The 11,935-nt window shown below is 40.0% G+C and carries 11 protein-coding genes and 1 tRNA gene; all 12 read left to right on the top strand.

The window, feature by feature from the left end; genetic code table 11:
* Positions 1 to 67: 67 nt before the first annotated feature.
* Positions 68 to 856 (top strand): GTP-sensing pleiotropic transcriptional regulator CodY, encoded by a 789-nt coding sequence (gene codY, locus GOM47_RS07175; RefSeq protein WP_235080344.1) that lies wholly within the window; start codon positions 68 to 70, stop codon positions 854 to 856.
* Positions 856 to 1,431 carry a cysteine hydrolase family protein gene (locus GOM47_RS07170; protein WP_235080343.1) on the top strand — a complete coding sequence of 192 codons (576 nt, stop codon included), beginning with the start codon at positions 856 to 858 and terminating at the stop codon, positions 1,429 to 1,431. Before codY ends, GOM47_RS07170 begins: the two co-directional genes overlap by 1 nt.
* Positions 1,432 to 1,512: 81 nt before the next feature.
* Positions 1,513 to 1,598, top strand: a tRNA-Leu gene (locus tag GOM47_RS07165).
* Positions 1,599 to 1,866: 268 nt separating this feature from the next.
* Positions 1,867 to 3,144 carry an ABC transporter permease gene (locus GOM47_RS07160; protein WP_235080342.1) on the top strand — a complete coding sequence of 426 codons (1,278 nt, stop codon included), beginning with the start codon at positions 1,867 to 1,869 and terminating at the stop codon, positions 3,142 to 3,144.
* A 12-nt stretch (positions 3,145 to 3,156) separates the two neighbouring features.
* Positions 3,157 to 3,804 carry an ABC transporter ATP-binding subunit Vex2 gene (gene vex2, locus GOM47_RS07155; RefSeq protein ID WP_235080341.1) on the top strand — a complete coding sequence of 216 codons (648 nt, stop codon included), beginning with the start codon at positions 3,157 to 3,159 and terminating at the stop codon, positions 3,802 to 3,804.
* Positions 3,805 to 3,859: 55 nt separating this feature from the next.
* Positions 3,860 to 5,239, top strand: a complete 1,380-nt coding sequence (gene vex3, locus GOM47_RS07150; protein ID WP_061426954.1) for an ABC transporter permease subunit Vex3 — start codon at positions 3,860 to 3,862, stop codon at positions 5,237 to 5,239.
* A gap of 140 nt (positions 5,240 to 5,379) precedes the next feature.
* The gene (gene vncR / locus GOM47_RS07145; RefSeq protein WP_235080340.1) at positions 5,380 to 6,036 is read left to right on the top strand and encodes a response regulator transcription factor VncR; all 657 of its coding nucleotides are present in this window, start codon (positions 5,380 to 5,382) and stop codon (positions 6,034 to 6,036) included.
* On the top strand, positions 6,033 to 7,361 hold the full coding sequence (vncS, locus tag GOM47_RS07140) for a sensor histidine kinase VncS (RefSeq protein ID WP_235080339.1): 1,329 nt from the start codon (positions 6,033 to 6,035) through the stop codon (positions 7,359 to 7,361). The genes vncR and vncS overlap by 4 nt, the downstream gene beginning before the upstream one ends.
* 139 nt (positions 7,362 to 7,500) lie before the next feature.
* Positions 7,501 to 8,382 carry a class II fructose-bisphosphate aldolase gene (locus GOM47_RS07135; protein ID WP_001019005.1) on the top strand — a complete coding sequence of 294 codons (882 nt, stop codon included), beginning with the start codon at positions 7,501 to 7,503 and terminating at the stop codon, positions 8,380 to 8,382.
* A gap of 165 nt (positions 8,383 to 8,547) precedes the next feature.
* Complete coding sequence (locus tag GOM47_RS07130; protein WP_235080338.1) at positions 8,548 to 8,946, top strand: hypothetical protein; 399 nt, start codon at positions 8,548 to 8,550, stop codon at positions 8,944 to 8,946.
* Between the two features lie 227 nt (positions 8,947 to 9,173).
* A complete protein-coding gene (locus tag GOM47_RS07125) occupies positions 9,174 to 10,868 on the top strand; it encodes an AAA family ATPase (protein ID WP_235080337.1) in 1,695 nt (564 codons plus the stop codon).
* On the top strand, positions 10,865 to 11,914 hold the full coding sequence (gene mcrC / locus GOM47_RS07120; protein ID WP_235080336.1) for a 5-methylcytosine-specific restriction endonuclease system specificity protein McrC: 1,050 nt from the start codon (positions 10,865 to 10,867) through the stop codon (positions 11,912 to 11,914). Before GOM47_RS07125 ends, mcrC begins: the two co-directional genes overlap by 4 nt.
* Positions 11,915 to 11,935: the final 21 nt, after the last annotated feature.

Below are 11,935 nucleotides of genomic sequence, written 5' to 3'. Positions count from 1 at the left end.
TTCAGATAATTATTGAAATAAAGACTTTTCTATGTTATAATAGAAGCGATTATATGCGAGGTAAAAAATGGCACATTTATTAGAAAAAACAAGAAAAATTACATCAATTTTAAAACGCTCAGAAGAGCAAATGCAGGATGAACTTCCATACAATGCCATTACACGTCAACTAGCAGACATTATTGATTGCAATGCCTGCATTGTCAATAGCAAGGGCCGTCTTTTGGGCTACTTTATGCGCTATAAAACCAATACAGACCGTGTAGAGCAGTTTTTCCAAACCAAGACGTTCCCAGATGACTATGTACAAGGGGCAAACATGATCTACGATACGGAGGCCAATCTTCCTATTGAACATGATTTGACCATTTTCCCTGTAGAGAGTCGTGCGGACTTTCCAGATGGTTTGACAACCATCGCTCCGATTCATGTATCAGGGATTCGTCTAGGTTCGTTGATTATTTGGCGCAATGATAAGAAATTTGAAGATGAGGATTTGATTCTTGTTGAGATTGCGAGCACAGTGGTAGGGATTCAACTCTTGAACTTCCAACGTGAAGAAGATGAGAAAAATATCCGCCGCCGTACTGCTGTTACTATGGCGGTCAATACCCTTTCTTACTCAGAACTTCGTGCTGTTTCAGCTATTTTAGCTGAGCTGGATGGAAATGAAGGGCAGCTGACTGCGTCTGTTATAGCAGATCGTATTGGAATCACGCGCTCAGTGATTGTCAATGCTCTCCGTAAGCTAGAGTCGGCAGGAATTATTGAAAGCCGTTCACTAGGAATGAAGGGAACCTATCTAAAAGTATTGATTTCAGATATCTTTGAGGAAGTGAAAAAGAGGGACTACTAATGGCAAAGGCTTTAATCTCAATTGACTATACAGAGGATTTCGTAGCAGATCAGGGGAAATTGACTGCAGGGGCACCTGCTCAAGCCATATCAGAGGTAATCAATCGAGTGACCAGATTGGCTTTTGAACGTGGGGACTATATCTTTTTCACCATTGATGCTCATGAAGAGAAGGATACATTCCACCCAGAAAGCAAGCTCTTTCCACCGCATAACATCATCGGAACTAGTGGTCGTAATCTCTATGGTCCCCTAGCTGACTTTTATGCTGAACATGAGGGGGATAGCCGTGTCTTTTGGATGGACAAGCGTCACTATTCAGCATTTTCAGGAACGGACCTAGATATCCGTTTGCGAGAACGTCGGGTTGATACAGTCATCCTAACTGGAGTCCTGACTGATATTTGTGTTCTTCATACGGCTATTGATGCTTATAATCTAGGTTATCAAATCGAGATTGTCAAGCCTGCGGTTGCCTCTATCTGGCCAGAAAATCATCAGTTTGCTCTTGGACATTTTAAGAACACTTTGGGAGCCAAATTGTTGGATGAAAATCTTGATGAAATTAAAGAATGATTCCCTTGGAAAAATGAAAAAAAATCTGAAAAAAGTGTTGACAAAGATTTTGAAAGTTGATATACTAGTAAAGTAATCGACGCGGGGATGGCGGAATTGGCAGACGCGCAGGACTAAGGATCCTGTGACCGCTTTAGGTCGTGAGGGTTCAAGTCCCTCTCTCCGCATAGGATAAGAGTTAGCTTTGGCTAGCTCTTTTTGTTTTCCAAAGAAGGCTAGAGGAGGCATTTTGGATATCGGAAGGTATTGGGCATCAAGAACTATCATTTATAGAATGGAGTCGGTTTTTGATTGGTAAAACGCGTTCTATATGAAGAAAGTTAGCGCTTGCTAGCTTTTTTGTTTTTTTCAAAAAATAAATCAAAAAAATTTTTTGATTTCATAAACATTTCATATTTGGATTTTATAATAGTCTTACAAATATGGAGGTGACAAATGAATCCAATCCAAAGAGCTTGGGCTTATGTCAGCAGAAAACGACTGAGAAGTTTTATTTTATTTCTGATTTTATTGGTCCTTTTGGCCGGAATTTCAGCCTGTTTGACTCTGATGAAGTCCAACAAAACCGTAGAAACGAATCTTTACAAATCACTCAATACATCTTTTTCTATCAAAAAGATAGAGAATGGTCAGACTTTCAAGTTGTCAGACCTATCATCCGTGAGCAAGATTAAGGGACTGGAAAATGTCTCTCCTGAACTTGAGACGGTCGCAAAACTGAAAGACAAGGAAGCAGTGAGTGGTGAGCAGAGCGTAGAACGTGATGATTTGTCAGCTGCGGACAAGAACTTGGTTAGCTTAACGGCTCTTGAGGATTCATCCAAGGATGTTACCTTTACCAGTTCAGCTTTCAATCTAAAAGAAGGGCGTCACCTTCAAAAAGGGGACTCTAAGAAAATCCTGATCCACGAAGAGTTGGCCAAGAAGAACGGTCTTTCACTTCATGACAAGATTCGCTTGGATGCTGGACAGTCAGAATCTGGAAAAGGACAGACAGTTGAGTTTGAAATTGTCGGCATCTTTTCTGGTAAAAAACAAGAGAAATTTACAGGCTTGTCTTCTGACTTCAGTGAAAACCAAGTCTTTACAGACTATGAAAGTAGCCAAACCCTTTTGGGAAATAGTGAACCTCAAGTCAGTGCAGCGCGCTTCTATGTAGAAAATCCTAAGGAAATGGACGGTCTCATGAAGCAGGTGGAAAACTTGGCCTTGGAAAATCAAGGCTATCAAGTCGAAAAGGAAAACAAGGCCTTTGAACAGATCAAAGACTCAGTTGCAACCTTCCAAACCTTCCTAACCATCTTCCTTTATGGGATGTTGATAGCTGGAGCTGGAGCCTTAATTTTGGTCTTGTCTCTCTGGTTGAGAGAAAGGGTCTACGAAGTAGGGATTTTACTGGCACTTGGAAAAGGCAAGAGCTCAATCTTCCTACAGTTCTGTTTAGAGGTGGTGTTGGTATCTTTTGGAGCTTTGCTTCCATCATTTGTTGCGGGAAATGCCATCACATCCTATCTACTCCAAACTGTACTAGCCAGTGGAGATCAGGCAACCTTACAGGACACGCTGGCCAAAGCAAGCGGTCTATCAACTAGTCTCCTATCCTTTGCAGAATCCTATGTTTTTCTGCTACTGATTAGTTGCTTGTCTGTAGCCCTTTGTTTCCTATTCTTATTTAGAAAATCACCGAAAGAAATTTTATCATCTATTAGTTAAGAAGGAGAAATCATGACTTTATTACAATTGCAAGATGTTACCTACCGTTATAAGAACACTGCCGAAGCAGTTTTATATCAGATCAATTATAATTTTGAACCCGGGAAATTTTATAGTATCATTGGTGAGTCAGGAGCAGGAAAATCCACTCTCTTGTCCCTGCTTGCTGGTCTAGATAGTCCTGTCGAAGGATCAATCCTCTTTGAAGGAAATGATATTCGCGAAAAAGGCTATTCTTACCATCGCATGCACCATATTTCTCTGGTCTTTCAAAATTATAATTTGATTGATTACCTTTCTCCACTGGAAAATATCCGCTTGGTCAACAAAAAGGCAAGCAAGGATACACTTCTTGAGCTTGGTTTGGATGAAAGTCAGATCAAGCGGAATGTTCTCCAGTTATCAGGTGGTCAACAACAACGTGTTGCCATCGCTCGCAGTTTGGTATCAGAAGCTCCAGTTATTCTAGCTGATGAGCCAACAGGAAATCTGGACCCTAAAACTGCTGGAGATATTATCGAACTGCTCAAATCACTTGCCGAGAAAACAGGTAAATGTGTCATCGTTGTTACGCACAGTAAAGAAGTGGCACAAGCGTCAGATATTACACTTGAATTGAAGGACAAGAAACTGACTGAAACTCGCAATACTACAAAATAAGATGAGCTTGTTTTGATAGAATGATAAAAACGAATCAAATCTAGAAAGGGAACCTATGTTACACAACGCATTTGCCTATGTTACAAGGAAGTTTTTCAAATCGATTGTTATCTTCCTGATTATTCTCCTCATGGCGAGCTTGAGTTTGGTCGGCTTGTCGATCAAGGGAGCTACTGCCAAGGCTTCTCAGGAGACATTTAAAAATATCACCAATAGCTTCTCCATGCAAATCAATCGTCGCGTCAATCAAGGAACGCCACGTGGTTCTGGGAATATCAAGGGTGAGGATATCAAAAAAATCACCGAAAATAAGGCCATCGAATCTTATGTTAAACGCATCAACGCCATCGGAGATTTGACTGGATATGAACTCATCGAAACGCCAGAAACCAAGAAAAATCTCACTGCTGACCGTGCCAAACGGTTTGGAAGCAGCTTGATGATTACAGGTGTCAATGACTCCTCTAAAGAAGATAAGTTTGTCTCTGGCTCATATAAGCTGGTTGAAGGTGAGCACCTAACCAACGACGACAAAGACAAGATTCTCATGCACAAGGACTTGGCAGCCAAACACGGCTGGAAAGTTGGAGATAAGGTCAAATTGGACTCTAATGTCTATGATGCAGACAATGAAAAAGGAGCCAAGGAAACAGTCGAAGTGACAATCAAGGGGCTCTTTGATGGTCACAATAAGTCAGCAGTAACCTACTCACAAGAACTCTATGAAAATACAGCTATCACAGACATTCACACTGCTGCAAAACTTTATGGATACACAGAAGACACAGCTATTTATGGGGACGCAACCTTCTTTGTAACAGCGGACAAGAACTTGGATGATGTTATGAAAGAGTTGAATGGTATCAGCGGTATCAACTGGAAGAGCTACACACTTGTGAAGAGCTCCTCTAACTACCCAGCTCTTGAGCAATCCATCTCTGGAATGTACAAGATGGCCAACCTCCTCTTCTGGGGTAGCTTGAGCTTCTCAGTCCTTCTCCTTGCACTCTTGCTTAGTCTTTGGATCAACGCTCGTCGCAAGGAAGTGGGAATCCTCCTCTCTATCGGTCTCAAGCAGGCAAGTATCTTGGGGCAATTCATCACCGAATCGATCTTGATTGCCATTCCTGCTCTCGTTTCTGCTTACTTCCTAGCCAACTACACAGCTCGTGCCATCGGAAATACTGTTCTTGCCAATGTCACTTCAGGTGTTGCCAAGCAAGCCAGCAAGGCTGCTCAAGCTTCTAACCTTGGTGGTGGTGCAGAAGTAGATGGCTTTAGCAAGACCTTGTCGAGCCTAGACATTTCCATTCAGACATCAGACTTTATCATTGTCTTTGTCCTTGCTTTGGTTCTAGTGGTTCTCGTTATGGCGCTTGCCTCAAGCAATCTCCTCAGAAAACAACCAAAAGAGCTCTTGCTCGATAGCGAATAAAAAACTTGCTACCTATTCTCCCCTAAATGGGGTATAATATAGGTAGCATTTTTATCTATTTCATCTTGATAAGGCTTTATACTATCAAGATGAAATAGAGAGATTTACAAGAAACTTAAAGGAATGTGAAACGTTTTTCTATGAAAATTTTAATTGTAGAAGATGAGGAGATGATCCGTGAGGGGATCAGTGACTATTTGACGGATTGTGGTTATGAAACCATTGAGGCTGCAGACGGTCAGGAAGCATTGGAGCAATTTTCCAGCTATGAAGTTGCTCTAGTGTTGCTAGATATCCAGATGCCAAAGCTTAATGGCCTAGAAGTCCTAGCTGAGATTCGTAAGACTAGTCAGGTTCCTGTCCTGATGTTAACCGCCTTTCAGGATGAAGAATACAAAATGAGTGCTTTTGCCTCTCTGGCAGACGGCTATCTGGAAAAACCCTTCTCCCTGTCTCTCTTAAAGGTAAGGGTGGACGCGATTTTCAAGCGCTACTACGATACGGGACGAGTCTTCTCCTATAAGGATGCCAAGGTGGACTTTGAGAGCTATAGTGCAACCCTATCAGGAGAAGAAGTGGCTATCAATGCTAAAGAGTTGGAAATTTTGGACTATCTTGTAAAAAATGAAGGACGGGCCTTGACTCGTTCTCAGATAATCGATGCCGTCTGGAAGGTGACAGATGAGGTTCCCTTTGACCGTGTCATTGATGTTTATATCAAGGAACTGCGGAAAAAGTTAGACTTGGATTGTATCCTCACTGTGCGCAATGTTGGTTATAAATTGGAGAGAAAATGAAACGAACAGGTTTATTTACAAAGATATTTATCTATACTTTCTCGATTTTTAGTGTTCTGGTCGTCTGTCTTCATTTAGCCATTTATTTTCTCTTTCCCTCAACTTATCTGAGTCATCGTCAGGAAACCATTGGTCAGAAAGCGACAGCCATTTCCCAGTCCCTAGAAGGAAAGGATAAGCAAAGTATCGAGCAAGTGTTAGACTTGTATTCCCAGACCAGTGATATCAAAGGGTCTGTTAAGGGTGAGATGACTGAGGACAAGTTAGAGGTTAAGGATAATTTTCCACTAGATACAGCTCGCCAGACAACTTCACTCTTCATTGAAGAACGCGAGGTGAAAACGCAAGACGGTAGCACTATGACTCTCCAGTTTCTAGCTTCTATGGATTTGCAAAAGGAAGCAGAGCAGATTAGTCTTCAGTTTCTCCCCTATACCTTACTGGCATCCTTTCTGATTTCCCTCTTGGTTGCTTACATCTATGCTCGGACCATTGTTGCCCCGATTTTGGAAATCAAGCGGGTGACCCGTCGGATGATGGATTTGGATGCCCAAGTGCGATTGCGCGTGGATTCTAAGGATGAAATTGGTGATCTCAAGGAACAAATCAATAGCCTCTACCAGCACCTTTTGACAGTTATTGCGGACTTGCATGACAAGAATGAAGCTATTCTCCAGCTTGAAAAGATGAAGGTCGAATTCCTACGAGGGGCCTCTCATGAATTGAAAACACCTCTGGCTAGTTTGAAGATCCTAATCGAAAATATGAAAGAAAATATCGGTCGTTACAAGGATAGAGACCACTATCTGGGAGTAGCCTTGGGGATTGTGGACGACCTCAGTCACCACGTTCTCCAGATACTTTCTCTCTCTTCTGTGCAGGAAATTCGAGAGGAGAAAGAAGAGGTTGATCTCCTTCAGATGACGCAAAGCCTGGTTAAGGATTATGCCTTGCTAGCCAAGGAGAGAGAACTTCATGTAGACATTAGCCTAACCCATCAGCAGTCTTACATAAACCCATCTGTCATGAAACTAATCCTATCGAATCTCATCAGCAATGCTATCAAGCACTCCACTCCAGGTGGCTTGGTTCGCATAGGGGAGAGAGAAGGGGAACTCTTTATTGAGAATAGCTGTAGTCCTGAAGAACAAGAAAAGCTGGTCCAGTCTTTTTCTGAAAATGCTAGTCGCAAGGCCAAGGGTTCAGGGATGGGACTCTTTGTGGTCAAAAGTTTATTAGAACATGAGAAATTACCTTATCATTTTGAGATGCAGGGCGATCGCTTGACCTTCTTTATACGTTATCCCAAAGTCACTCAGAGCTAAGGAGAAGAAAGGGTTTACATTGATTAGATTGGAAGAAATTCAATCTAAAGTATGGGAAAAACTAGCTTTTTTTGTCAAAAAGTGATAAAATGAACAATGTAAATGGGATGTCCCAAAAAATATATAGGAGGCCTGACAAATGGCAATCGTTTCAGCAGAAAAATTTGTCCAAGCAGCTCGTGACAACGGTTATGCAGTTGGTGGATTTAACACAAACAACCTTGAGTGGACTCAAGCTATCTTGCGTGCAGCAGAAGCTAAAAAAGCTCCAGTTTTGATCCAAACTTCAATGGGTGCTGCTAAATACATGGGTGGTTACAAAGTTGCTCGCAACTTGATCGCTAACCTCGTTGAATCAATGGGTATCACTGTACCAGTAGCTATCCACCTTGACCACGGTCACTACGAAGATGCACTTGAGTGTATTCAAGTTGGTTATACTTCAGTTATGTTTGACGGTTCACACCTTCCAGTTGAAGAAAACCTTGAAAAAGCTCGTAAAGTTGTAGAATTTGCTCACGCAAATGGTGTATCAGTAGAAGCTGAAGTTGGAACTATCGGTGGTGAAGAAGACGGAATCATCGGTGATGGTGAATTGGCTCCAATCGAAGATGCTAAAGCAATGGTTGCAACTGGTATCGACTTCTTGGCAGCTGGTATCGGTAACATCCACGGTCCATACCCTGCAAACTGGAAAGGTCTTCACCTTGACCACTTGCAAAAATTGACTGAAGCTGTACCAGGATTCCCAATCGTATTGCACGGTGGTTCAGGTATCCCTGATGACCAAATCCAAGCAGCTATCAAACTTGGTGTTGCAAAAGTTAACGTTAACACTGAATGCCAAATCGCATTCGCTAACGCAACTCGTAAATTTGCTCGTGACTACGAAGCTAACGAAGCAGAATACGACAAGAAAAAACTCTTCGACCCACGTAAATTCTTGGCTGACGGTGTAAAAGCTATCCAAGCATCAGTTGAAGAACGTATCGACGTATTCGGTTCAGAAGGTAAAGCTTAATCTAGCTGAACAATATAAATCAGAAACCTGCCCATGAGGGTGGGTTTTTTGTGTGGTGGAAATAAATTATTTTTCAAGTTTAGGAGGTGGAATTTAATTTGATTCTAAGAAATTTTTTAATTTATGATAAAATAATATCAGGCTTTCAAAGAGAGGAGGAGAGTCATGAGTTCAGCAGATTTTATCTTTTTAGATGGTTATGAAAATGCAGAATTTGATATCCAAGCATTTTGTGCTTCGCTGAGAGATAGGTATTCAGGTGTGATTATAAGGGAAGAAAACGATCATGAAAAAGCCTATCGTCTTTTATGGGATTACCAAAGTCCCGAGGTCTCAGTTGAGGGTGCTTTGAATCGAAAAAATGATGTCTTCGTTATAAACTACTTTGATTCAAAAAATCGGTTACAAGATTATGCCGCCTATATCCTCTGGCTTCGGGAATGGTTTCCATCAGATCAGAAGGTTCTCTTTTGTGATGAGGGCTACACGAATATATTTCCTCTTCCTCACGACATATCTACAAAGGAGATTGAAATGAAACTTCATAATGAAGAAAAAAAGTGAATCGAATAGATTCATTATTGAATTTCAAAGTATCAGAAGGAATCATTTGAGGCGACAAAGGTCGCCTTTTTGTGTGCTGTAAAAGTTTATTCAAGATAGTGAAATCTTTATTCGTACATTTGTAGCAAGGTTGCATCGCATTGGGAAGGCTTTCGTGCTATAATATTAGTTAATAATATAAGTTAGTGCATCAAACATAACAAGGGAGGTAGAATATGAGGTTTAAAATGGAACAAGCAGGACAATTTGATTGGGTAGATTTTTATAAGGAATTTGCGTTTAAACTTGTGAGCTATAAAGAGAAAAGGGCAGAGCTTATCCAAAAGGTTAAGGCAATTTATCAAATGACGGGTATTTCAATGCCAACCTTGGACAAGGACAATAATATCATGGATATTGACCCTTTTACAATTTTTGGTCTATTCAATAAAGGGCTGAAAAATGAAAATCGGATTAAAATTTTGACTGCTATTGCAGAATTATTCGAATTATCCCATGACATTCCGACTTCATTCGACAGTATTCCCGTTCTCAATAAACAGAATGCGATCTACTACCTTTTTTATACAGATAGAGGGGATAGTGATATTGATGATTTGTGGGAGCTTTTTGTAGCTACATTGGCCTATTCTGAAAATTCAACATCTGAAAATAAGGATTATTTCTCACGTTATTTTGATAAAGTCATCAATAGAAAAAACAATGGCAATGCTAAAGTTACGATGGGCTTATATTGGATTGCCTCCAATTCGTTTTTAAATATAGATAGACCAAACAAGGAGTATATTTACGAATCCGGGAAATTACCTCTGGAATTAGTCCATAAACTCCCAAGAATCCATTCGAAAATTTCTGCATCAGACTATTTTTCTATTGTTGAATCACTTAAAAACTATTTAGATAGTCCACAGTCTGAATTGAAAAACTTCAATGAATTGTCTTTTGCAGCGTGGAAGTCTAAACAAGTGAAAAAAGAAAAACAAGCAAAAAAGGAAGTTAGTGAGAGTTCAGCACCTACATACAATCTAGCATCGGAAGACACTAAAGAATCAGAAAAAGTGGATACTAGCTATACTAGGGAAGATTTTCTAAAAGAAGTTTTTGTGTCAGCAGATGATTATGATAGATTGGCAACGATTCTTCGTCTTAAGAAGAACATCATATTGGAGGGGGCTCCGGGTGTTGGAAAAACATTTACTGCTGATCGATTAGCCTACTCACTGATGGGTGAAAAAGCGATCGATAGGGTAAAGATGGTTCAGTTTCACCAAAGTTACTCTTACGAAGACTTTATTATGGGATTTAGACCTTCTGCCAGTGGTTTTGAACTAAGAAAAGGTCCCTTCTATCAATTTTGTAAACAAGCCGAGGGCGATGAAAGCAATGATTATTTCTTTATCATTGACGAAATTAATCGAGGAAATTTGAGCAAAATATTTGGTGAATTGTTCATGCTTATCGAAATGGATAAGCGAGGAAGAGATCTACAGCTTCTTTATTCGGATGAACAGTTTTCAATTCCGGAGAACTTATACATTATTGGTATGATGAATACTGCCGATCGTAGCTTAGCCATGCTAGATTTTGCCTTGAGACGAAGATTTGCATTTCTTGAGCTGAAACCAGGATTTGATTCGGATGGTTTTAAAGACTATCAATCAAACTTGCAGAATGATCAATTTGATACATTACTAAATACTGTGAAGAATCTAAATGAAATCATCGCTTCTGATGAAAGTTTAGGAGAGGGTTTTTGCATAGGCCATAGTTATTTTTGTAATCTAACACCGAATAGTATCGACCAACAAGTTCTTTCGAGTATTGTAGAGTATGAGCTGATACCTCTTTTAAAGGAGTATTGGTTTGATGAGCCCAGCTTAGTTAGAGAATGGAGTAGCAATCTAAGGAGTGCGATTAAGTGATACCGATAAAGAATGTTTATTACATGCTGACTTATGCTTTTAAGGTTCTTAGGGGACAGGGGTATCAGAAACTTGCCACAGAGGAATTCTGTCATACGGCTGATTTGATGAGTGCTATCTTGGCTAAAGGAATTGCTATACAGCTTAAGAGGGGCTTGGGAAAGGAATACCTTTCCAAAATGGAAGAACTCTCTACACTAAGGGGGAAAATTGAGCTTACAGAGTCAATCAAAAGTCAAAGTACCCTTGGGAAGAAAATATTTTGTACTTATGAAGAGTTTTCAGTAAATAATAGGATGAACCGTATTATAAAATCAACGGTCAATCTTCTGTTGAAAGCAGATATTTCCAAGGATAGGAAGAAAGAATTGCGGAAATTGATGGTTTATTTCCGTGATGTTGAACCGATTGATTTGGAAACTGTTAACTGGAATCTGCAATACAACAAAAATAATCAATCTTATAGAATGATGATTGCCATTTGCTATTTAGTGGTAAAAGGTTTATTGCAAACAACATCAGATGGTAACATGAAGATGATGAGTTTCTTAGATGAGCGACGAATGAACCGATTGTACGAAAAATTTATCCTTGAGTATTATAAAAAACATTACCCAGAATTGAATGCGAATGCAGCACAGATACCGTGGGCGCTAGACGATGGTAGCGGTGAGATGCTTCCGGTCATGCAAAGTGATATTCAGCTTCAAAAAGAGAGTGCTATCTTGATTATTGATGCGAAATATTATAAAAGTACAACACAGATGAATTTTAGAAAGTATTCTCTTCACTCAAATAATCTGTATCAGATTTTTACCTATGTCAAAAATAGAGAATATCAAAGTCAAAAAAATGGTAGCAAAGTATCGGGCATGTTGCTGTACGCAAAGACAGATGAAGTGCTTCAACCAGACAATGTTTATCAAATGCACGGCAACCAAATCAGTGTTCGGACTTTGGACTTAAATCTTCCCTTTAAAGAAATAGGGGATCAATTGGATACCATTGTTGTATCACATTTTGGAAATGTAAAAAAGTTCCGATGAAGCAGCGGAGAGTGAATCTAG

Source organism: Streptococcus oralis (assembly GCF_021497945.1).
Lineage (GTDB): Bacteria > Bacillota > Bacilli > Lactobacillales > Streptococcaceae > Streptococcus > Streptococcus oralis_BR.
Note: the sequence above shows the minus strand (reverse complement) of the source record. Positions and strands in the feature narration are given on the sequence as shown.